Origin of the sequence: Bacterioplanoides sp. SCSIO 12839 (assembly GCF_024397975.1) — a bacterium.
Taxonomy (GTDB): domain Bacteria; phylum Pseudomonadota; class Gammaproteobacteria; order Pseudomonadales; family Oceanobacteraceae; genus Bacterioplanoides.
In genome coordinates, this window is sequence record NZ_CP073745.1 from 2139938 (window position 1) to 2160762 (window position 20825).

Consider the following 20825-nt stretch of genomic DNA (forward strand, 5'->3'; position numbering starts at 1 on the left):
TCTCTCACTGGCAGCCGAAGCCCTGTAGACTGGCTGCCAGCTTGAGTATACTCAGGTTATGAGTAACCTGAACCATCTGAAATTTCCGGCGATTTACAGCCAGCTGGCGCATGATTTTATTGCTGCCTCACCCCGTATAAGCCGGATGCAGGTACCGGCCAGCAAGCTGTTTGCGCTGCTCGACATCCCAGAAAGAACACTCTCCGACCCTCACGCCAGCCTGACGGGCAAACAAATGCAGCTACTGCTGGCAGCAGGCAATCTGATTGCTGATAAGTCAACGCTATTCAGTGTCCAGCTATGCCAGCTTTTTAAAGAAGATACTCTTGGACTTCTAGGACTGGCGATAATTAATTCGCAAACTGCTCAAGAGGCATTGGACACGTTTCAGCGTTACGCCTTTATCTATAGCCCCGGGTTTGACTTTCAGATTCACGAGCAACAAAACACCGTCGAAATTGTTATCACCCCCATGGTTAATTTCGACAAAAATGTACAACGCATTATGACGGAAATGATTTTTGGCGCGTTCGCATTTTATATTCGTCGCAGTGGGCTGGAAGTCACCATGGATTATTTTTTACCTTATGACCTGGGCAAGCATAAAGCGACGTTTGAAGCATTTACCCAAGGCAAACTGCATGAACATGCATCACAAGCGCGCATTCGGTTTGCTAAAGCCGCCTTACAACTTCCGCTCTCTCAACCCAACCGTGTCACGCGTGCGCTTTACACAGAGCAATTAGAGCAACAAGCCGCAGCAGCAAGAAGTAACGAAAGCCTGGGGTTAAAAGCTCGACGAATCATTCAGAAACAAGCAAGAGCGGGTCATTTTATCAGCCGTGAATGGCTGGCAGATGAACTGGCAGTTTCGGTTCGTACACTGAATCGAAAACTCAAAGATGAAGGTTTATCCTTTCAGCCGCTGCTGGATGAAACCCGCTTCAATATTGCCCGCCATTTGTTAGCCGACACCGATAAAACCACCAAACAAATCGCACAGGAATGTGGCATACAAAACCCGGCGGTTTTTTGCCGGGCTTTTAAAAAATGGAGTGGAAAAACACCGGGGGAGTTTCGTGTTTTCTACAGAAATTATATTTAAGGCACCTCTGAATAATTCTGCACAGCTTCGCGCGAGTGCTGCCGGATGATTTTGACAAGGCAACGATTGAAGAGAATGACGAGTCCTTTTCAAAATCGTTAACACAGTCAAAGCATTCGACAGCCCGTGCCCTTCGGGGCTTGCTGAAAAAATCCAGCTCGGTGTTACTACTTTTTGACGTAACCCGTTATGCCTGCAAAGTAGCGCCTTGATCTGACTTTTTTCAGTAAGCCGAAGCGAGCACTGAATTAATCAGAGGTGCCTTAAGCGCCCAAAGTCATATTTAAAATAGTCATACTGAAGATATAAAGTGAGTTTGATCTGTTTTTAGTTGTAGGTGTTTTTCAAAAGCAGCAACAGGATGTTGCGGTAGCATCAAAGGCACAGGGATGTGCCTCTGATGCGGCGGCTGAAAAATTCCTACAACTGAAAACAAGTTTCGAAAAGATCACCACTTATCTCTAAGCGCCCGCAGTGCTTTAAAGACATCACGATCACCTTCACCCAGATGTGGAAACTCTTGTTTCAAGGTGCTGCGAATGGCGTCACTGTGCAATCGCAAAAACGGGTTATAGGTACGCTCTTGCCCTAACGTCATCACTGGCATATCGTCGTGTTCAACGTTTTTCACTTTAGCTTGCCAGCTCAGCGCATCCGAATTTCCCGGTTCACGACTTAACGCAAACGCCAGATTATTTTTCATATAATCGTGGCCAGGGTGCAACAGAGTTTCATCCGGAAGCGGGTTCAGCTGTGACACAAAAGTGTCGTACATGGTATCGACGTCACCGCCATTAAAGCAGTTGCCGGCACAGGCGTTAAACAAGGTATCGCCGGAAAATAACACTGGCACCGGATTATGTTCGTCAGCCTCAGCCAGCAAACATAAATGCACTGGGGTATGACCTGGTGTGTATAAAACTTTCAGGCGAATAGAACCCAACTCGACAATATCACCCGCCACTAAACCGCGTGCCTGATTCGGAATTTTTCCCAATGCATTTTTATGCGCCCAGATTTCTGCACCGGTTGCGGCGGCAACAACCGGATTACCTTCAATATGATCGTGATGCTCGTGGGTATTAATGATCAGCTTGATCTGCCAGCCCTGCTGCTCTGCAAGATCCAACATTTGCTGGCCATCTAACGGATCAAGGGCAATGGCTTGTTGGGTTTGTTCGCAACCAATCAGGTAATTAAAGTTACCTAAGCGATTAAACATATAACGGCGCAAAATTTTCATCAGGGAATCCGGTATACAAGATATAGCAAAGGATAATCCTGCAGGGATTACCAATAGATATTATTTTCTGCGTCTTCTTCAGCGGTCAGATCGGCAACAAAGTGGCTTTCAAACAATCCTTTCAGATCGTGCACCTGCTTTTCCAGCTCATCCGAAGTGTAAGCCACCGCCGGACTGTGTCCCCAAACCGGCCCTGGCCAGGCTGGGTCATCTTCATTTCGAACCACATGATGCACATGCAGTTGCGGTACAACATTACCTAGTGCCGCTACGTTCATGGATTTGGCGGAGAAATGATCAGCCAGTTTTTCTGCCACAAAGATCGATTCTTTCATCATCTGCTGGCGATCATCATTACTCAGATGATAATACTCAAAGACATTGGTACGAGCTGGAACCAGAATCACCCAAGGGTAGCGACTGTCGTTCATCAGCAGCACCTGACACAGTGGCAGACGACCCACCAGAATGGTGTCAGCCTGTAAACGTTCATCCAGAGCAAACATTGTTATTCTCCCAACAAAAACATGACTCTCATCTTAGCCCTGATACGAGCACAGGTCACTGATTTCTATACACAAATGAGATATTGCCGCCTCGGATACCACAGTCTCTTGCCATCATCCGGACAATTTCCTGATAATAAGCTCTCGTCAACCCGGCAGAATCACTGACCATGGCTTTACATTATTACGCGGTATATTCAATCAATGAGATTAAAGCCATACAATGGCAAAGGCTATTAGGCCAAAGCTGCCTGAAAGATAATTCAGACAAAGCTGACCTGCTCTACCCGTTTCTCGATTATCGTTTTTTAAAAGCCCTGGAAGACAACAACTGCATTGATGCACATCGCAATAACCCGCGACAACAAAGTCAAACGGGCTGGCTGATTCATTATTTGATTGGCGAAAATGACAGCGGTGAGATTGAGCAAATTCTGCCCTGCTTTATTAAACACCACAGCTACGCGGAATATGTATTCGACTGGGCCTGGGCTGATGCCTATGAACGCCACGGTTTTGAGTATTACCCAAAATTATTGCTCGCGGCGCCTTTTACTCCGGCAACTGGCCCGCGAATATTGGGCGCGGCTAACCCCGATTGGCAACATATTTCAGAAGTGCTTTATCGCCAATGCGTCGAGCTGGATTTATCGGGCTTTCATATTAATTTTATTAACTCACAAAGCCACCAGGATTTATTGCAACAACACAACGTTCTGGGGCGTCAGGCGTGTCAGTTCCATTGGTTTAATAACGATGCCGATGGTAAACCTTATCAAAACTTTGATCATTATCTGGAACATTTCACCAGCCGAAAACGCAAAAGCGTAAAAAAAGAGCGCAATAAAATTGCTCAGCAAAACATTCGAATGGTGCAAAAAACCGCCGATCAAATCAGCGAAGATGATATTAAAACCTTTTATCACTGTTATCAGATGACCTACGCCCAGCGGCGCTCGCGCGGCTACCTGAACGAAGGCTTTTTCCGGCAACTGCTGAAAACCATGCCAGAGCAATTGTTGCTGGTATGCGCGGAATATAACGACCAACCCGGACAAAGCATTGCGTGTGCGCTGTACCTGTTTGACGACACCACTTTATACGGCCGTTACTGGGGCGCGTTATCACACGCCGATTCACTGCATTTTGAGGCTTGTTATTATCAGGGCATTGAGTTCTGCATCGAACGGGGATTAAAACGCTTTGACCCCGGCACTCAGGGTGAACATAAAATCAGCCGCGGCTTTCAGCCCACCCTGACCTACAGTGCGCATCAATTATTGCACCCGGAATTTAATCAAGCGGTCGAAAATTTCGTGGCGGAAGAAAAGCAACATATCGATGCTTACTGCCAGGATGCTGAAACACTTCTGCCGTTTAAAAGTATAGAAACGTAATCCAATTTGCCTCACGAAAAGTTATTCCGTATTTTGTCAGAAATTTTTTTGGGTTGAATCATGTCTACACGGCTGGTTTGGGTTTTAGTCTTATTGCTACAGCACGTACTGGTGAATACCGTTGCGGCGTCTGTGCATATGGCCGCTGAAAACCATTCAACCCGAGAAACACCACACGTCCATTCATTGGGCACCTTACTGGACATGCTCCAACCTATCGCTGTTGATCACCATAATGACGAATCATTCGCCGATCACCAGCAACATTCCGGCTCAGACCACAATTGTCATGACTCCCTCGATGAAGTGCATGTGCATGTGATTTGTCCGCTTGCCCACTCATTGGAAGTGCCACAACTGCCGTTATTTAATCAGCAGCCAGCGGCAATTTACCAAAGCTATCAGGGCCTCACCTATAAGCCCCTGCTTCCTCCACCAAATTCGTAATCCACACCCGAAAACTATCTTTTTTTGTATTAATTCATTGCTTCGTACCGAACTGTAGCTTCTGACTGGCGCACTCACTACGCACCAGATGTGTATTGTTTGCACAGAAACACAGAGCGCAGCATTTTCTGTACGGACAGGTGGAAGATTTATGAACCTACATTTCCCGCAAGGTTACTGCATCACCTTGCTGCTGAGTTGTGGACTCAGCACAACGACACTGGCAGAAACACCGGCCAACCATAGCGACGTCCTGACCCTTCATCAGGCAATTCATCGCACGTTACAGAATAATCCTCAGCTAACGGCCTACCCGTTTTATTTACGCCAGGCTGATGCCGACAAACTTCAGGCTGATATTCGTCCAACTCCAAAGGTCAACTTAAGCGCCGATAACATTCTTGGTACCGGCAAAAAATCCGGCTTTGATGAAGCAGAAATCACCCTGTCATTCAGCCAGACCATCGAACTGGGTAACAAACGTCAATCACGTTATGAATTCGCCTCCGGCAAGCAGCAACAACTGCAATTGGAATACGACATCACACGGCTTGATACGCTGGCTGAAACCAGCCGTCGTTATTATCAACTGCTGGCGTTACAGGCCAAAAGTGAATTGCTTGAACAGCGTATTCAGCGAGAGCGAAAGGCATTAAACGTGATCGAACAACGCGCCTACGCTGGCGCTGTGACTCAGGCCGATGTCGCTAATATGGCGCTGCAGCTGGCCAACAGTGAAGCGCAGCAACGTCAGAATCAGCGCAACCAACAACAGGCACAACGACGCCTGAGCCATATGTGGCTGGCCAACGCCGAATTTGTCCGTGTCAGCGGCTCATTACAGAACCTGCCTGATTTACCCAGCGAATCTGAATTGGAAGCGAAAATAGATAACGGTATAAATGCTCTTCAAAATGAATCAACCCTGCCTGATTTCCGTTATCAACTGGCGATGCAGAGGCTGGCCGACCAGCAACTGCAGTTAGCCCAGGCCAATGGCCGTTCAGATCTGACCGTCAACGCCGGTATTCGTCAGCTGGAAGCCAGTGGTGATCAGGCGCTGGTACTGGGTGTATCCATGCCACTGGCATTTGATAATCCAAACCGTGGCCGCATTGCCCGAGCCAAAGCGACGCAAGATCTGTCGCTACAGCAAACCGAGATCAAACGTCAGCAACTGCAATTAGCACTGGCCGATATTCAGCAGAAGCTAACCGCCAATCTGGAACGCGCCAATACCCTGCAATCGAAACAAATACCCTTGGCCGAAACGCTGCTGAAACACAGCCAAAAAGCCTACCAGCAAGGGCGCTATTCCGTTCTGCAGTGGATCGACGCCCAAAATCAGCACTTTCAATTACAGCTACAACTGGTGGATACCCGCTTAACCGTATTCAACCAGATTCTCGAACTGGAACGCGTATTAGGGCAACCGATTGTTTCACCTGTCGCCCTTTCCGATAACACTCAGTCGGATACAGCCCAGCCCGATACAGCACAAGACAAGATTTAAAGGTTTAAAACGATGAACATATTCAAACTGAAAACGCTTAAAACGAACAATCTGCTGCGAGCGGTATTAATCGGCTCGTTATTATTCCCGATTTCATCCGTTGTCTTTGCTGGAGGAGACCATGGTCACGGTCATGGCCACGATGATCATCACGAAGAGGAAGAAGCCAAAGGGCCGAATGGCGGTAAGTTACTCCACGATGGCAATTTCACATTAGAGCTGACCATTTTCGAAAGTGGTATTCCACCAGAAATGCGTTTATTCGCCTATGAAAATGGTCAGTCCATTGCCCCTGAAAAATTTAACGTCAGCGTCACACTGGATCGTTTAGGCGGCGCTCAGGATAACTTAACCTTTACGCCAGAGCGGGGTTACCGCGTTGGCAACCAAACCATCGTTGAGCCTCACTCCTATGACGTCATGATTAACGCCAGCTTTGAAGGCAAGCAATACCACTGGCAATTTGAAAGCCACGAAGGCCGTGCGGAGATCACGCCACGATTAGCCGAGCTGTCGGGCATTCAGACCGAGATTGCCGGGCCTCAAACGCTGAGCACCCGCGATACTCTATTTGGTGTGATCGCCGCCGCACAAGATAAGGTGTTTCATGTGCATGCGCCCTACTCCAGCATCGTTGAAAGCGTGCTGGTAGAGGTGGGCGATTCGGTAAAAAAAGGCCAGACCTTAATTCGCCTGAAAAATACCGATACCTTGCAAAGCTACACTCTGAAAAGCCCAGTAAACGGTGAAGTCACAGAATTAACCGTGAACCAGGGTGACCGTGCGGATAATCAGGCCTTAATGCAGATCTCTGATTTATCCCGTGTTTGGGTGAACTTATCTGCCTTCCCGGAAAATATCGAAAAACTCGCCATCGGTCAGGATGTCGAGGTTTACGATATGCACGACCATGAACGAGCGGCTGGCAAAGTCGAATACATTGCGCCACAAATGACCGGTGGTCATATCGCTCGCGCCCGTGCCGTTATCGATAACGCCGAAGGCCACTGGCGCCCGGGTATGCACATTAAAGCCGATATCAAAACGTCAGAACGCCAGGTTCCTCTGGCAGTAAAAACCTCAGCCCTGCAAAGCTTCCGCGATATGCCGGTGGTGTTCGCGAAATACGGCAACCACTACGAAGTCCGCATGCTGGAAATGGGTGAACAAAGTGATGACTGGATCGAAGTATTAGGCGGCCTGGAACCCGGCACCGAATACGTCACCAGCAACAGCTTTTTATTAAAAGCCGATGTATTAAAAAGCGGCGCCAGCCACGATCACTAAGAGGAATTTTTCATGAATCAACTGATCAACTTCGCCGTCGAACGGCGCTGGTTGGTGCTGGCGGCAACCTTATTAATTGCCGTTCTGGGCATATACAATACCAGCAAACTCCCTATTGATGCCGTGCCAGACATTACCAATGTGCAGGTACAAATTAACACTGAAGCACCAGGCTATTCGCCGTTAGAAGCTGAGCAACGCATTACTTATATTGTTGAAAATGCCATGGCCGGTATTCCCGATCTGGATTATACCCGTTCGGTATCCCGCTACGGCCTGTCTCAGGTAACGGTGATTTTTAAAGAAGGAACGGATATTTATTGGGCACGCCAACAAATCAGCGAACGTCTGCAAGGGATTCGTAATAACCTGCCCCGCGGAATTGAACCGGCACTCGGTCCAATTGCCAGTGGCCTGGGTGAAATCTTTATGTACGCCGTGGATGCTAAACCCGGCGCCCGCAAAGGCGATGGTACACCCTACTCGGCCCAAGATTTACGCGAAATTCAGGACTGGATTATTCGCCCACAAATGGTGAAAGTGCCGGGCATTACTGAAATCAACACCATTGGTGGGTTTGAAAAGGAATATCAGGTTGCGCCGATTCCAGGCAAATTACTCGCCTATAAATTAACCATCGCCGACGTCATTTCTGCGCTGGAAAATAACAATCAAAACGCAGGTGCCGGTTATATTGAACGGTATGGCGAGCAATGGTTAATTCGTTCTCCGGGCCAATTAACCAACCTCGATGATATTGCGCAATTGGTGGTCGCCAAACGTGACGACGCGCCGGTTCGTATTAAAGATCTGGCTGACGTTCGTTTTGGTAAAGAATTACGCACCGGTTCTGCCACACACGACGGCAAAGAAACCGTACTCGGTACGGCGTTTATGCTGCTTGGCGAAAACAGCCGTACGGTATCCAAAGCCGCCGCCGAAAAGCTCACCGATATTAATAACAGCTTGCCGGAAGGCGTATACGCCGAAGCCGTCTATGACCGTACCACGCTGGTAGAAAAAACCATCGCGACCGTCAAAACCAACCTGTTCGAAGGTGCGGTACTGGTTATTGCGGTGCTGTTTGCTCTACTGGGCAATATTCGTGCTGCATTAATTGCGGCACTGGTGATTCCACTGAGTATGTTATTTGCCATTACCGGCATGGCGACCAATCGGGTATCGGGTAATTTAATGAGCCTGGGCGCGATTGATTTTGGTCTGATTGTCGATGGTGCCGTCATCGTGGTGGAGAATTCCCTGCGCCGGTTAGGCCTGGCGCAACAACATTCCCTGCAACACAATGATCGGTTATTAACCCTGCAAGAACGCTTAAAAGAAGTGGCCATCGCCACTCGTGAGGTATTCCGCCCGGCGGTGTTTGGCGTATTAATTATTATGCTGGTGTACCTGCCGATTTTTGCCTTAACCGGCGTGGAAGGAAAAATGTTCCACCCCATGGCGTTTACTGTGGTCGCGGCATTATTAGGTGCGCTGATTCTTTCCGTCACCTTTGTACCTGCCGCCATTGCGATTTTTGTTAAAGGCAAAGTGGATGCAAAAGAAAATATCGTGATGGAAAAAGCCCGCCAGCTTTACCTGCCGGTGTTAAAGCAATCGTTAAACAACGCGCCGCTGGTGATGATTGTTGCGTCGCTTCTGGTGCTGGGCAGCGCCTTCCAGGTCAGCCGCATGGGCAGCGAGTTTTTGCCGCAGCTGGATGAACACGACATTGCACTACACGCTTTACGTATTCCAGGAACCGGTATTGAGCAAGCAACACGGATGCAAAAAGTTCTGGAACAACAACTGCGTCAGATTCCAGAAGTGAAAACTACCTTCGCAAAAATTGGCACCGCCGAAGTGGCCACCGACCCGATGCCGCCGAACGTCGCCGACGCGTTTTTAATGCTAAAACCACGGGACGAATGGCCAGACCCGGATAAAAGCAAACAACAGCTGATCGAAGAAGTTCGTGAACTGGTGGAAGGTATCCCCGGTAACAATTATGAACTTACGCAACCCATTGAAATGCGGTTTAACGAGTTAATCGCCGGTGTACGCTCAGATATGGCCGTGCGTATTGTTGGCGATGACCTGAATGTATTGGCGGAATACGCTGAAAAAGCCACTGGGTTATTGTCTCGCATTGCCGGTGGGCAAGACGTACGTATGGAACAAGCCAAAGGTTTACCGATGATTTCAGTGATTCCCGATCGTGATCACCTGGCCTTATTGGGCTTAACCGTATCGGATATTCAGAACGCGCTGCAAACCGCCATCAGTGGTCAGCAAACCGGACTGATTTACGAAGGTGACCGTCGCTTTAAACTCCTGGTTCGTATGGACGAAAGCCTGCGTAAAAACCCCAAAGCACTGGCACAAATTCCGGTCGCGATTCCTTATTCGATGAACCCGAATGAAGAACAACCGGAACTCGATTATGTGCCGCTGGGTGAAGTTGCCGATATCGTTGAGATTGAAGGCCCTAACCAGATTAACCGCCGCTTTGGTAAACGTAATATCGTCGTCACCGCCAACGTGGAAGGCCGCGACCTGGGCTCCTTTATTAAAGAAACCCAGCAAGTCATGCGTGATGAGCTGGGCTTGCCCGCCGGATATTGGCTGGAGTACGGCGGTACGTTCGAACAATTACAGTCTGCCAGCCAGCGCTTAAGCATCGTCGTACCACTGACGTTGTTACTGATTTTAGGCTTGCTCTACAGCGCCTTTAATTCGCTGCGCGATGCTTTGGTGATCTTTACCGGCGTACCATTGGCATTAACCGGCGGCGTCATCGCCCTGACCTTGCGCGATATGCCGCTGTCGATTTCTGCGGCGGTGGGTTTTATTGCCCTCTCAGGTGTCGCCGTTCTGAATGGCGTAGTGATGCTGTCGTTTATTCGCGAATTGCGCGATGACGGTAAAGAACTTGCTGTTGCCATCTGGGAAGGTGCCAGCCAGCGCTTACGACCGGTATTGATGACGGCGCTGGTGGCGAGCTTAGGCTTTGTGCCCATGGCGTTTAATACCGGTACCGGTGCTGAGGTTCAACGGCCTTTGGCGACCGTGGTGATTGGCGGGATTATTTCCTCGACGCTGTTAACACTGGTCGTGTTGCCGACGCTATATCAACTGGTGCATCGGCATTTTGGTGGGAAAAAGGTTGAGGGGTGATTAGGAATTAACTAAAAAGGAGCGCACTGCGCTCCTCTTTAATCCTCTGGCTCTATAAAAAAATATTGATTTACTTTTCCAGAAAGTTTTCGCGTAGATCGGGCTGATCCCGCAGTTATAAAATAGGTAATTACTCCCCCTTGTTAAAAGGGGCACATTAGTTTTCATGCTGCAATCGCTTTATATTCACCCAAGGATATCATTGTCCGTTACTGCTTGATTAAAAACAGATTTCATGGCAGCTCCTTGCCTATTTTCTAGATTTATTTGGTCTTTCAGGTGAGTTTCTGATCCATCAAGGCTATGCTTGTCAAACAGGTCAAAATCAATAGCTTCCGGATTTATACTTCCAGAAATGAATTCGATTGAAACTTAATTGTTAGAAAAATTCTCTACAAACGTGTATAGCTCTCACCCCCCAACAGCTTTTCACACCATCATTTCAACTACTGAGGTAGCCGTTCAATCCGCAAACTATACTCCCCTTTTACTTTTACCAACCATAATTTCTAGAGAGTTCTGACACTATATCAAGCGGGTAAAAAATGAACTTCCACAATTTCAAAATTGTGAGAACTTTATTTTACCCCACTCGATATGTTTATCAAAACATTAGGCCGAAATCGTCGTATTTAAGTTTTTTATACTTAAAGTAACATTCGTCTGCTTATGAAATTCGATACATTTTTTTCTAATCGAGGCACCATGCTTTGGTATTCGAGTAGTTACAGCGAAACATTCCTTATCATAATCGGCGTATTTCACTCGCGTATGAACTAGTGTTGATTTCAATTGAGATATGGCCTTATCAACATCGCAACCCTTAAGTTCAATAAATAATGCTCGGTTGCTCTGATTATTTATCTCGATAATCCAATCACACTTTTCTCTATGGTCATTTATAAGACAACCATCAACCTGAACTTTTCTCAACCGATCCCTTCTGTTATTTAAAACTTCAAATCGACTTCTATTCTCTTGAACCACTACTCTGGAATCAGTTGTTTCAGTAGTGCACAATTCATAATCCATAAGCACTACCCTTTACCACAAGACAATAGTTCATTCATGACCTCTTCAAAGTGCTCAGATATATTATCCAATATATCCCCACCAATCATACGATATTCACTATCAGCAATACTTTCAGTTCGACCATTAATAATAGTATACGCAGATACATCATCAAATCTTATCGGAGAACCACTGCCATTTATTTCCCTAAACTCTTCAATCGTAATTTCTTCCTTATCAAGAGTATCACCAGCTAAAATAAAGTTATTTAATGCAGACAATATGTAAGGACTATGCGTGGTTATAAAAAACTTTGTTCCTAACGCTTCATGCAGCATTGAAAGTATAGAAATTATATGACCCTGAGACGTAGGAAATAGATGTGCTTCTGGTTCTTCTATAAAATACACCCCATTACCACTTTCTGAAAGAATCGGCCAAACTGCTAAAACAAGCAACATAGGTAAAGATTCTTGTTGCCCAGAAGATGCATTAGCCAAGTTTATTTTTCGCCCCTTAGATATCAACCAGTCTTGATCATCATGATATTCATACTCACCCTGAACTATAGACTCAATAAGCTTATACAACTCACTCACCAAAGTCTTATTATGGCGAAGCATAAGACCATCTTTGTACCAGAACTTAGAGTTTTCATATACCTGACCAAATTCCTTTAAATATGGATCGATATCCAAATTACTAGCTAAAAAAGTAAAAATATTTTTCTGTAAATTAGCAAAAAATGATCGTGATGCAGGTATAAAGAATGAATCAGAGAAAAAACAAGGATATAGCTCTTTCAAAGGGTCACCTACATGTTCTCGCAACACCTGCCTTTCAACACTTCGAATTCTAGGCGTGTTTTTTCTATTCTCTTTTTCCTCTTGAACCTTCCTCTTGAATAGTGATTTCTTGGCCTTGAACTTATTAACCAAATTTTTTGAATATTCTAGCGTAATTAATGTTTTATTTTTCGAATTTTTCCTACCTGAAATTAAAAAATTCAATGAATCAATTTTGTATTCAATAGAAAAGCTAGTTCCATCCCAAGAATACCTAGGAAACCTATCCTCAAATTTTGAAATTATATTTTTGTCTAGAACTCGCTTACTCTCATTTGCTCTAACACCTTCAATAAATTCATCTGACAAGCTATTGAAAAATGAAATAAGTTTCGCAATCAAGCTCTTACCATTAGCCTGCGGACCAATGATCACATTTATTTTCTTCAACTCAACTTCAGCATGCTTTATCACTAAGAAGTTTTTAACTTTTAAACTTTCGCTCATATGAAAACCTTATGGCATCTCTGATTTATTGAGACTCTTTAAATTTTGACAGGGCGACCTGCAAGATACATTTACCTTGCAGGGTATAAAGACCTTATTATGTATCGACACAGCAATAAGTACCAGCAATTAAATGCACTACGTAAGCACTTACAAGCAGTTTCAGACGATATTGATCCCACCCTGCCAGAACTACGAACAAAGGATGAAATTATTATTTTCGATTCTGGCGAGCTTAAAGCAACAACTATCGAGCTACATCAGTTCGATCGAGTAGAGTGCTATCAGCTAACCACATGGGTGTTACAATCTGCACTTTCACCGTAGGAGACAGCATGAGATATCCCCCATCAGCTGGTTCAAGCAAAAAATCCAGCCAAGACCTGGAACTACTAAGAAATGAAGTGAACCAAGCCTTTGATAAACTGGACGCAAGTAAAGCTTCTTTTATTGAGCACGATGATGCGAAGGAAAAGATGCCTGACTATAAGGCGAGAATCAGAAAAAACTACTGAAAGATAATCACCACACACGGAATAGCTGACGCTCAATCGATTTTCTGCACCACCATAAAGCCATGATTATCAAGCTATTGACCGTACTCCAGATTACGAATCTGTATCATCTACCGCCATTGATAATATCAACGAGATACACATATTTCCGAATTTTCGTGATACCAAATCAATCAAACAGCGCGCACCGACTCCATATTAAAAAACACCGCAGGCGATACATGAAAACGCTCTGAAAGTGCCTGAATATGATCACGCGTTAATTTGCGCGAGCCATTAAGAATCATGGATACTAAACTTTTACTGCCAATCTCATTTTTTAAGTCATCAGCTTTTAACTGATACTGATCCATCAGAGTGCGAAGCACTGCTACGCCATCATCCAGCGCATTAATACGCTGATTAAACTCAGCGAACTCTTCTGATTCGTTTTCCCATTTTTCAATGGAAGCAGCCAATACTTCAATCAGAGGAACGTAGTTGTCATACTCTTCAATCAGCTCATCCATTAACGCCAATGCTTGTTGGTATTCGTCGTCATTATGGATTTTGCTGACAAAGCCAGCTTGATTAAACAGGTCGCTAGCCATCGTTTTAATACTGGAGAAACTCATAATTCAACGTCCTCACTCTGCTTCTTTCGCGTACTTTCTACACAACTTGTCGTATTCCGCATGCGACACAATGTGCTTCACATACATGCGATTATCACGGAACTCGATAAAAGCGATCAGCCGCAGTTTGTTACCACCAATATCAATGACCCACCATTTATCTTTGTACTTAAAGTTGTCTAGGCTTGGGAACACTGAGCGCAACGCAGCGGGGTCATGGAAGTTTCCATTTCGCAGCGTTTTATAGATCCCTTCTATGGCCGAAGCCTGATTGGGATATTTCTTCACGGCGTCGTTAAACGGCTTTCTGGAAATAAGATGCATAACAGCCTCAAGTTCACTTATTGTGAATTTAGCACAAGCCAACAATATTCACAATATGTGAACAACCAACCTCAGACTTCCCAGCCCTTCAATCTTTCCCGAATTTCACTTCGGCTTTTTCCAGAAGCCAGCGCCAGCAAAGCAAACACATATAAACAATGCGCCTGAATATCGCGATACAGCACACCGCCAGAGGAGATTAACGCATGGGTGCTGCCGTACGGTGTACTGATGTGTTTTGCCGGGAAAGACCCTAACAAAAACAGCGTCTCGCCTGAGCTTTCCTGTATATGCTCAATAATATCCGGGTATTCGTCACCAAACGGGCCAGTGCCGCTGTGATATAGCTGTAATACCACCACGTCTTTGCCAGCCGAAACCGCGCGTAATACGTCTTTATCGATGCCCGGATACAGCTGCAAATAAGCAATTTTTTTCTGTGCCGCTGCAATTACCTCTTTCGTAGGCACAAATTTGGAATTAACGCTTGGGTGATTGGACTTAGAGGCAGCTTCTTCCAATGCGAGGCCTGTTCTTGGGGAATAACGCGCAACGACCTTGTCGTAAACCGAGTTAAAAACGGCCTCGTCAAACCCCATCGGTTTAATATCAAAGCCGTTTAATATTTTGGCTTCGCTGCTGTTTAGTTCGGCGCTGTCAGCATCCGAACGAAAGGCAACATAAACACCGGAACCTGGTTGATCTTCCGCGGCAAACTCCAATGACGATAACAAGCTTAATGCCGTATCGGAATTCGGGTGATCCGGTGATAAAAACGCCCCGGTAAAACACACCTTCTTTGTCCATAAATGGCTAAAAACCGCTGCCGCCGCAACTGTGTAAGCCATGGTATCCGTGCCATGGGTCACCACAATTCCATCGCACTCAGCCTTGCAAGCATTGTGGATGCTGTTCAGCACCTCGATCCAGTCCAACGGACTTAATACTTCGGAGTTTTTATTGATCGGTGAACGAACTTCAACCTCAAAATCCAGCTTCTGCTTTACCGCATCGATTTCTTGAGCAATTTTGCTTTCGCTGGCATCCACTGAGACATGATCAGATTTAAGGATGGAGCCGATGGTGCCCCCCGTGGTAATCACGGTAATTTTTTTCTTCGTACTGCTCATCAGTCGTCATCTTGCATATCAATGGAGAACTGACCAGCATCCAGCCCGACCAAACGGGCATTGATCGCCTGCTGCTGGCTTTCAGACAACACCAGAGCATCATTATCTGGCGTGAAGATATGCTGATTCCGGGTAACGTCAAACTTAATTTTGCCAAGAATCTGGCCAGAATCACTGATGCAATCCAGCTCTTGTTGTATCGGGAAAAACAGCACCATGTGCAACCTGCCTGAGAATGAATTCGCGGGAATTATAAGGGTTGGGTGTGAACGGCTCAATTGCGCTATACTCCGCGCCCGATTGACCGAACAACCAGCTTGAAGAGCAACCATTATGTCTTTACCTCCCTGCCCGCAATGCCAGTCTGAGTACGTTTACCAGGATCAGGATTTACTGATCTGCCCGGAATGTGCACACGAGTGGAACCCCAATGAAGAGCCGGAGAACGATGAGCCAACGGCCAAAGATGCCAACGGCACCCTGCTGCAGGCTGGCGACAAAGTCACCGCGGCTAAAGATCTGAAGGTGAAAGGCAGCTCACAAGTCATCAAAGTCGGCACCAAAGCCGTGATTCGCCGTATTGTTGATGCCAAAGACCACGAACTGGACTGCAAAGTGGATGGTGCCGGTGAAATGATGGTGACCGCCAAGTTTGTTAAAAAAGCCTGATCAACCGAACAAGCCACACGAAACCTTTGTTTCGTCGTTGCCCCCTGATCCCTGACTGAGCCATACTGGGGTAGTAATCAAGCTTACTACCCACTCAGGAGGGACAGCTATGATTGATTATTTACCCATCAGCCAGGGCAATGCTCTGGCATTCCGCATCCGCGGCACCGTATCACTGGAACAAGAACAACACTGGATCTCTGAATTACAAAAAGTCATCGATGAGGAAGGTAAGCTTCGTATGATGGTGATACTCGAAGAGGATGCTCAATGGGGCATCAAAGCCGGCATCGAAGATCTCAAGTTTGCTCTCAAACATTCCAAAGAGTTTGAAAAAATAGCCATCGTATCCAACAGCCAGGTAATGAAATGGCTGGTGAGTATTGATGACTTTTTTGCATCATTTCTGAATATCAGCGAACAACACTTCTTACCAGAGCAGCAGGCCGAAGCCTGGCAATGGGTTCAGCAATAACCCGGCAAAGCAACCGTATTATTTAATGCGCCACAGATCCCGTTCTGCATGTTTGGCGATCTGTGTGCTTTGCTGGCAGATTTGTGTCACCAAATGCAATTCAAGCTGCGTAGCTTCAGCAATGGCCTCAAGGGTATGAAACCCGGCATTCCCGGGGTTATCCTGCATATGGCAAAGGATCTGGCCTTCATTCATTTTGAAAGCAAACAGCTTGCCCAGCCAGATTTTCAGGCCAATCACAAACACCAGCATGCCAATAACGGCAATAGCGACAATCATTTCCAGAGACATAAATACCACCTATTGAAGTGCCGTCATCATAGCGTAAATCAAGCCACACCGTTACCTGGGCATGATGTGTGGCAAGGGCTTTGCTCCCTGCCTTTATTCCTGGGTCGAATTGCGCTATAAGGCTGCGATGAAAACACCAAAACGACTCCAGCCTCTGATTGCCGACGGCATCATCGACGAAGTGCTCAGCCAACTGATGAGTGGTAAAGAAGCCACCGTATACAGCGTGCGGGTTGGCGATGAAATCCGGTGCGCCAAGGTCTATAAAGACGCCGCCAAACGCAGCTTTAAAAAGGCCGCTCAATATCAGGAAGGCCGTAAAGTCCGCAATTCACGTCGTGCACGGGCAATGGAGAAAGGCTCTAAATTCGGCCGTGCGCAGCAAGAAGAAGTCTGGCAAAACGCCGAAGTTGATGCTTTGTATAAACTGGCCGCTGCCGGTGTACGAGTGCCAGAGCCTTATGGATGCTTCGATGGTGTGTTAGTCATGGAGCTGATCCGTGATGACGAAGGTGACGTTGCGCCGCGCTTAAACGACGTAATGATGGATGCGGAGCAAGCCCGCGAAGACCACTTTATTGTGATGCATTACATCGCTCGTATGTTATGCAGCGGCATCGTACACGGCGATTTATCCGAATTTAACGTCTTGGTCGATGACTACGGCCCGGTGATTATCGACCTGCCCCAGGCGGTGGATGCCGCCGCCAATAACAACGCCAAAGCTATGCTCGATCGCGATGTGCGTAATATGAGTTTGTATTACGGCCAGTTTGCGCCTGAGCTGAAAAACAGCCGCTACGCCGATGAAATGTGGGATTTGTTTGAAGACGGCAAGTTAACGCTGGATACCGAATTAACCGGCTTATTTGAAGACCCGACTGAAGAGGCGGATGTTGATTCGGTCTTAGAAGAAATTAAAGCCGCCTTTGCTGAAGAGCAAGAACGCCTGGAGCGCATTAAAGATGCTGAGGCGGATGAAGCTTAAATTCGGCATTTGCGTGAATTGGCATAGGGCCTTATTTTAAAGCAGTGTTATAGCCCGATTGGTTATATTTTGCACTTATGTTAGTGTGTATAAAACACTAAAGATATACACACAGGTGCATTATGAGAACCAATATCGTCATCGACGACGAACTCATGGCCAACGCCTTAAAAGCCAGTGGTCTGGCAACCAAAAAAGACGCTGTTGAAGAAGGGTTAAGGTTGCTGATCAAGCTCAACCATCAGCGGGCGGTACGGAATTTACGCGGAAAAGTACAATGGGAAGGCGACCTGGATGAAATGCGGGGCGAACCGTGATTGTCGCCGATACAAGTGTCTGGATTGATTACCTCAATGGCGTAATCAGCCCCTTCACTGACGAGCTGGATAATAATCTGCTTGAAGGCAAAGTCGTGTTAGGCGACCTGATATTACTTGAAATATTGCAGGGAATAAAAAGCGACAAGGACTATCGCACTACTCAAAAACTGCTGGGCCAGCTGGATCAATACGAGATGCTTGGCAATAAGATGACAATCCAGTGCGCGGATAATTACCGAACCCTAAGAAAACGTGGCATCACCATTCGTAAAACAGCCGATGTGATTATCGCCACGTTTTGTATTGAAAATAAAATCCCATTGCTATTTACCGATAGAGATTTTAAGCCGTTTGTAGAGCATTGCGGTTTAATTTCAGCGGCTCCTGTTGCCTAGGCTATATCAGAAGCCATCAAAAATCTTTAACCTGATAACTATATATTCGCGTCAACCGGTCCTGATATTCATCAAACTCTAATGATTCTCCAATATGCCTACCAGAGAGAGCCACATAAGTAGTACGCCCATTTTCAAGCTCAACAACTGCCAAAATTCCCTGCCCTCTCCTGACACTACTTGCAGCAAAGTCTACAACGACACCAGTGAAAGTTAGGCCTGTTGGCTCAGATTTATTAAGAAAGCTGAATATCTGTAATCCAACGATAAACAATACGATTGCTAAAAAACCTTGAATAATATGGCTACGCGCTTTTTTAAATAATGGACTAGCACTCAGTTTCCGCTCCTTTTCAAGCCGAGCTATCCTTCTCTTATCTTTACGGGATAATTTTTTAGTCACAAACACCTTCTATGAATCTATATTTTAAATTGCCGCAAGGTCAGTCTTTATTTTGACGTATTCTCTAACTCTGTTGCGTCAGAGTAAGTAGATTTAAAGCTTTTCGCCATTTCTGGTGTTATACCGACCAAAATAGTGGCACTGCTATCCCAGCAACCTATTTCGAAAAGTGCTTCTTTTAATTGTGGACCGGGGTTCGAGCCATCCCAATACGCAGGGTTATCATAGATATACGGATCAATTATTACTTCAAATCTCGTTCCTACCGAGAATGCTGATAAAACAGCCCAGATAAATTGAACATCACTACTGTGAATTAGTGATTCCAGGACGTCACCACTATACCATCCCTCAGCGATTGAATATCCATTTGTTTCTATATCACTGACATACCAGTCATATTCAGCACATCGAATTTTTAATGCAGAAAAAACTTCTACCATATTAGTGAAATATTTTACCTGGCTGGTGTTTTCAAGAATTAGATTCATGAGATTTTAAATTTGAAGTTAATTTTCCTGAATGCCCAAATCGAAAACCAAAGATTCTATTCGACTAAGAATTCAGGTCACATCTTTGATCGGTATAACCGTGCTGCTGTCATAATAGCGCCATCACATCATAATGTCGCTATACCCCTCAGGATTGCGGCTCTGCCAGCGCCAGCTGTCCTTCACCATATCCCGCACACCTAACTCTGCCTGCCAGCCTAACTCATCCCGTGCACGGCTGACATCGGCATAACAAGCCGCCACATCGCCTGGGCGGCGGCCACTAATTTGATACGGTACATCAACCTGATTACAGTCTTTAAAGGCATTGACCAGCTCCAGCACACTCAGGCCGTGGCCGGTGCCCAGGTTAAACGCCTGCACGCCATCAATACCGTTTTCAGAAAGCAGTTTATCTACCGCTTTTACGTGTCCTTTTGCCAAATCCACCACATGGATATAGTCACGTACGCCGGTGCCATCCACTGTGTCGTAGTCTCCACCAAACACCGATAAACACTCGCGTTTGCCAATGGCCGTCTGGCTGATAAAGGGCATCAGGTTATTGGGAATGCCATTTGGATCTTCACCAATCAAGCCGCTTTTATGCGCACCTACCGGGTTAAAGTAACGTAACAACGTTACAGACCAGGGTTGAGCGGCCTGGTTTAATCGGTCGGCATTGGGGAGATCACGCAGCATATCTTCGATGATTAATTTCGAGCGGCCATACGGATTCGTCGCCGACAGTGGCATATCTTCGGTTAATGGCAAACGTTGTGGATCACCGTAAACCGTGGCCGACGAACTGAACACCAGGTTTTTCACACCAGCATCCTGCATCGCCTGAATTAATTTTAACGTGCATTCGATATTATTTTCATAATAAAAAATCGGATTTTCACAGGATTCGCCCACGGATTTTAAACCGGCAAAATGAATCACGGCATCAATCGGATGTGTATTAAATAACACGTTCAGGATATCGCCATTACGCACATCGCCTTCGATAAACGAAATAGACTTTCCGGTGAGCTGTTCAACACGATGAATAGACTCGCGACTGGAGTTGCTTAAATTATCGAGCACCAATACATCGTATCCGGCCTCAATTAACTCAACACAGGTATGAGAACCAATATAACCTGCACCACCCGTTACTAAAATCATATCCAACTCCTGAAAAAGTATTCACTTATTCGTCCTGAATAGACAGCTCCGATATTATT

24 protein-coding genes are annotated in these 20825 nt (G+C 46.1%); 12 read left to right on the forward strand and 12 right to left on the reverse strand.

The genetic code is table 11. The annotated features are described in order from the left end of the window. Nucleotides 1-58 precede the first annotated feature (58 nt). Nucleotides 59-1105, forward strand: a complete 1047-nt coding sequence (locus tag KFF03_RS09870) for an AraC family transcriptional regulator (protein WP_255856723.1) — start codon at nucleotides 59-61, stop codon at nucleotides 1103-1105. Nucleotides 1106-1553: 448 nt separating this feature from the next. Here the strand turns inward: KFF03_RS09870 and KFF03_RS09875 are convergent, their stop codons facing one another. Further along, a complete protein-coding gene (locus tag KFF03_RS09875) occupies nucleotides 1554-2348 on the reverse strand; it encodes a hydroxyacylglutathione hydrolase (protein WP_255856724.1) in 795 nt (264 codons plus the stop codon). Between the two features lie 47 nt (nucleotides 2349-2395). Further along, a complete protein-coding gene (locus KFF03_RS09880) occupies nucleotides 2396-2854 on the reverse strand; it encodes an HIT domain-containing protein (RefSeq protein WP_255856725.1) in 459 nt (152 codons plus the stop codon). A 170-nt stretch (nucleotides 2855-3024) separates the two neighbouring features. Here KFF03_RS09880 and KFF03_RS09885 point away from each other — a divergent pair, with 170 nt between their 5' ends. From KFF03_RS09885 to KFF03_RS09905, 5 genes are all read left to right on the forward strand, one after another. Continuing rightward, a complete protein-coding gene (locus KFF03_RS09885; protein WP_255856726.1) occupies nucleotides 3025-4251 on the forward strand; it encodes a GNAT family N-acetyltransferase in 1227 nt (408 codons plus the stop codon). Nucleotides 4252-4311: 60 nt separating this feature from the next. Beyond that, the gene (locus tag KFF03_RS09890) at nucleotides 4312-4698 is read left to right on the forward strand and encodes a hypothetical protein (protein WP_255856727.1); all 387 of its coding nucleotides are present in this window, start codon (nucleotides 4312-4314) and stop codon (nucleotides 4696-4698) included. Between the two features lie 151 nt (nucleotides 4699-4849). Continuing rightward, the gene (locus KFF03_RS09895; protein ID WP_255856728.1) at nucleotides 4850-6211 is read left to right on the forward strand and encodes a TolC family protein; all 1362 of its coding nucleotides are present in this window, start codon (nucleotides 4850-4852) and stop codon (nucleotides 6209-6211) included. Nucleotides 6212-6223: 12 nt separating this feature from the next. Further along, nucleotides 6224-7498: an efflux RND transporter periplasmic adaptor subunit gene (locus KFF03_RS09900; protein WP_255856729.1), complete on the forward strand. Its 1275-nt coding sequence runs from the start codon at nucleotides 6224-6226 to the stop codon at nucleotides 7496-7498. Between the two features lie 12 nt (nucleotides 7499-7510). After that, nucleotides 7511-10675, forward strand: a complete 3165-nt coding sequence (locus tag KFF03_RS09905; protein ID WP_255856730.1) for an efflux RND transporter permease subunit — start codon at nucleotides 7511-7513, stop codon at nucleotides 10673-10675. A 612-nt stretch (nucleotides 10676-11287) separates the two neighbouring features. Here the strand turns inward: KFF03_RS09905 and KFF03_RS09910 are convergent. Continuing rightward, complete coding sequence (locus KFF03_RS09910) at nucleotides 11288-11707, reverse strand: hypothetical protein (protein ID WP_255856731.1); 420 nt, start codon at nucleotides 11705-11707, stop codon at nucleotides 11288-11290. A gap of 5 nt (nucleotides 11708-11712) precedes the next feature. Then, complete coding sequence (locus tag KFF03_RS09915; RefSeq protein ID WP_255856732.1) at nucleotides 11713-12981, reverse strand: AAA family ATPase; 1269 nt, start codon at nucleotides 12979-12981, stop codon at nucleotides 11713-11715. 335 nt (nucleotides 12982-13316) lie between these two features. On the opposite strand from KFF03_RS09915, the gene KFF03_RS17730 reads away from it, so the two are divergent. Further along, a complete protein-coding gene (locus KFF03_RS17730) occupies nucleotides 13317-13496 on the forward strand; it encodes a hypothetical protein (RefSeq protein WP_370647403.1) in 180 nt (59 codons plus the stop codon). A 173-nt stretch (nucleotides 13497-13669) separates the two neighbouring features. Here the strand turns inward: KFF03_RS17730 and KFF03_RS09925 are convergent, their stop codons facing one another. The 4 genes from KFF03_RS09925 to KFF03_RS09940 form a co-directional block, all read right to left on the reverse strand. Next, on the reverse strand, nucleotides 13670-14110 hold the full coding sequence (locus tag KFF03_RS09925) for a type II toxin-antitoxin system HigA family antitoxin (RefSeq protein ID WP_255856733.1): 441 nt from the start codon (nucleotides 14108-14110) through the stop codon (nucleotides 13670-13672). A gap of 12 nt (nucleotides 14111-14122) precedes the next feature. Further along, complete coding sequence (locus KFF03_RS09930; protein WP_255856734.1) at nucleotides 14123-14434, reverse strand: type II toxin-antitoxin system HigB family toxin; 312 nt, start codon at nucleotides 14432-14434, stop codon at nucleotides 14123-14125. 71 nt (nucleotides 14435-14505) lie between these two features. Continuing rightward, a complete protein-coding gene (locus tag KFF03_RS09935) occupies nucleotides 14506-15564 on the reverse strand; it encodes an asparaginase (RefSeq protein WP_255856735.1) in 1059 nt (352 codons plus the stop codon). Beyond that, nucleotides 15564-15782: a hypothetical protein gene (locus KFF03_RS09940; RefSeq protein ID WP_255856736.1), complete on the reverse strand. Its 219-nt coding sequence runs from the start codon at nucleotides 15780-15782 to the stop codon at nucleotides 15564-15566. Before KFF03_RS09940 ends, KFF03_RS09935 begins: the two co-directional genes overlap by 1 nt. A 115-nt stretch (nucleotides 15783-15897) precedes the next feature. Here KFF03_RS09940 and KFF03_RS09945 point away from each other — a divergent pair, with 115 nt between their 5' ends. Both KFF03_RS09945 and KFF03_RS09950 read left to right on the forward strand, forming a co-directional pair. Further along, nucleotides 15898-16233, forward strand: a complete 336-nt coding sequence (locus tag KFF03_RS09945; RefSeq protein ID WP_255856737.1) for a zinc ribbon domain-containing protein YjdM — start codon at nucleotides 15898-15900, stop codon at nucleotides 16231-16233. A gap of 109 nt (nucleotides 16234-16342) precedes the next feature. Beyond that, on the forward strand, nucleotides 16343-16708 hold the full coding sequence (locus tag KFF03_RS09950) for an STAS/SEC14 domain-containing protein (RefSeq protein WP_255856738.1): 366 nt from the start codon (nucleotides 16343-16345) through the stop codon (nucleotides 16706-16708). An 18-nt stretch (nucleotides 16709-16726) separates the two neighbouring features. Here KFF03_RS09950 and KFF03_RS09955 read toward each other — a convergent pair whose 3' ends face one another. Continuing rightward, a complete protein-coding gene (locus KFF03_RS09955) occupies nucleotides 16727-16999 on the reverse strand; it encodes a hypothetical protein (protein WP_255856739.1) in 273 nt (90 codons plus the stop codon). A 127-nt stretch (nucleotides 17000-17126) separates the two neighbouring features. Here KFF03_RS09955 and KFF03_RS09960 point away from each other — a divergent pair, with 127 nt between their 5' ends. The 3 genes from KFF03_RS09960 to KFF03_RS09970 all read left to right on the forward strand — a co-directional run bounded on the left by KFF03_RS09960 (nucleotide 17127) and on the right by KFF03_RS09970 (nucleotide 18702). Next, nucleotides 17127-17987, forward strand: a complete 861-nt coding sequence (locus tag KFF03_RS09960; RefSeq protein WP_255856740.1) for a PA4780 family RIO1-like protein kinase — start codon at nucleotides 17127-17129, stop codon at nucleotides 17985-17987. A 122-nt stretch (nucleotides 17988-18109) separates the two neighbouring features. After that, on the forward strand, nucleotides 18110-18304 hold the full coding sequence (locus tag KFF03_RS09965) for a type II toxin-antitoxin system VapB family antitoxin (RefSeq protein ID WP_255856741.1): 195 nt from the start codon (nucleotides 18110-18112) through the stop codon (nucleotides 18302-18304). Next, the gene (locus tag KFF03_RS09970; RefSeq protein ID WP_255856742.1) at nucleotides 18301-18702 is read left to right on the forward strand and encodes a PIN domain nuclease; all 402 of its coding nucleotides are present in this window, start codon (nucleotides 18301-18303) and stop codon (nucleotides 18700-18702) included. Before KFF03_RS09965 ends, KFF03_RS09970 begins: the two co-directional genes overlap by 4 nt. Before the next feature lie 16 nt (nucleotides 18703-18718). Here KFF03_RS09970 and KFF03_RS09975 read toward each other — a convergent pair whose 3' ends face one another. The 3 genes from KFF03_RS09975 to galE form a co-directional block, all read right to left on the reverse strand. Next, entirely contained in the window at nucleotides 18719-19105 is a 387-nt protein-coding gene (locus tag KFF03_RS09975; protein WP_255856743.1) for a hypothetical protein, read from the reverse strand. Nucleotides 19106-19152: 47 nt separating this feature from the next. Continuing rightward, entirely contained in the window at nucleotides 19153-19596 is a 444-nt protein-coding gene (locus KFF03_RS09980) for a hypothetical protein (protein ID WP_255856744.1), read from the reverse strand. 123 nt (nucleotides 19597-19719) lie between these two features. Further along, complete coding sequence (gene galE, locus KFF03_RS09985) at nucleotides 19720-20766, reverse strand: UDP-glucose 4-epimerase GalE (RefSeq protein ID WP_255856745.1); 1047 nt, start codon at nucleotides 20764-20766, stop codon at nucleotides 19720-19722. Nucleotides 20767-20825 lie beyond the last annotated feature (59 nt).

What these genes read in the sequence shown, in the direction of transcription:
- KFF03_RS09870 (WP_255856723.1), top strand. Translation starts at nt 59, where the DNA reads ATGAGTAACCTGAACCATCTGAAATTTCCGGCGATTTACAGCCAGCTG.
- KFF03_RS09875 (WP_255856724.1), bottom strand. Translation starts at nt 2,348, where the DNA reads ATGAAAATTTTGCGCCGTTATATGTTTAATCGCTTAGGTAACTTTAAT.
- KFF03_RS09880 (WP_255856725.1), bottom strand. Translation starts at nt 2,854, where the DNA reads ATGTTTGCTCTGGATGAACGTTTACAGGCTGACACCATTCTGGTGGGT.
- KFF03_RS09885 (WP_255856726.1), top strand. Translation starts at nt 3,025, where the DNA reads ATGGCTTTACATTATTACGCGGTATATTCAATCAATGAGATTAAAGCC.
- KFF03_RS09890 (WP_255856727.1), top strand. Translation starts at nt 4,312, where the DNA reads ATGTCTACACGGCTGGTTTGGGTTTTAGTCTTATTGCTACAGCACGTA.
- KFF03_RS09895 (WP_255856728.1), top strand. Translation starts at nt 4,850, where the DNA reads ATGAACCTACATTTCCCGCAAGGTTACTGCATCACCTTGCTGCTGAGT.
- KFF03_RS09900 (WP_255856729.1), top strand. Translation starts at nt 6,224, where the DNA reads ATGAACATATTCAAACTGAAAACGCTTAAAACGAACAATCTGCTGCGA.
- KFF03_RS09905 (WP_255856730.1), top strand. Translation starts at nt 7,511, where the DNA reads ATGAATCAACTGATCAACTTCGCCGTCGAACGGCGCTGGTTGGTGCTG.
- KFF03_RS09910 (WP_255856731.1), bottom strand. Translation starts at nt 11,707, where the DNA reads ATGGATTATGAATTGTGCACTACTGAAACAACTGATTCCAGAGTAGTG.
- KFF03_RS09915 (WP_255856732.1), bottom strand. Translation starts at nt 12,981, where the DNA reads ATGAGCGAAAGTTTAAAAGTTAAAAACTTCTTAGTGATAAAGCATGCT.
- KFF03_RS17730 (WP_370647403.1), top strand. Translation starts at nt 13,317, where the DNA reads ATGAGATATCCCCCATCAGCTGGTTCAAGCAAAAAATCCAGCCAAGAC.
- KFF03_RS09925 (WP_255856733.1), bottom strand. Translation starts at nt 14,110, where the DNA reads ATGAGTTTCTCCAGTATTAAAACGATGGCTAGCGACCTGTTTAATCAA.
- KFF03_RS09930 (WP_255856734.1), bottom strand. Translation starts at nt 14,434, where the DNA reads ATGCATCTTATTTCCAGAAAGCCGTTTAACGACGCCGTGAAGAAATAT.
- KFF03_RS09935 (WP_255856735.1), bottom strand. Translation starts at nt 15,564, where the DNA reads ATGAGCAGTACGAAGAAAAAAATTACCGTGATTACCACGGGGGGCACC.
- KFF03_RS09940 (WP_255856736.1), bottom strand. Translation starts at nt 15,782, where the DNA reads ATGGTGCTGTTTTTCCCGATACAACAAGAGCTGGATTGCATCAGTGAT.
- KFF03_RS09945 (WP_255856737.1), top strand. Translation starts at nt 15,898, where the DNA reads ATGTCTTTACCTCCCTGCCCGCAATGCCAGTCTGAGTACGTTTACCAG.
- KFF03_RS09950 (WP_255856738.1), top strand. Translation starts at nt 16,343, where the DNA reads ATGATTGATTATTTACCCATCAGCCAGGGCAATGCTCTGGCATTCCGC.
- KFF03_RS09955 (WP_255856739.1), bottom strand. Translation starts at nt 16,999, where the DNA reads ATGTCTCTGGAAATGATTGTCGCTATTGCCGTTATTGGCATGCTGGTG.
- KFF03_RS09960 (WP_255856740.1), top strand. Translation starts at nt 17,127, where the DNA reads ATGAAAACACCAAAACGACTCCAGCCTCTGATTGCCGACGGCATCATC.
- KFF03_RS09965 (WP_255856741.1), top strand. Translation starts at nt 18,110, where the DNA reads ATGAGAACCAATATCGTCATCGACGACGAACTCATGGCCAACGCCTTA.
- KFF03_RS09980 (WP_255856744.1), bottom strand. Translation starts at nt 19,596, where the DNA reads ATGAATCTAATTCTTGAAAACACCAGCCAGGTAAAATATTTCACTAAT.
- galE (WP_255856745.1), bottom strand. Translation starts at nt 20,766, where the DNA reads ATGATTTTAGTAACGGGTGGTGCAGGTTATATTGGTTCTCATACCTGT.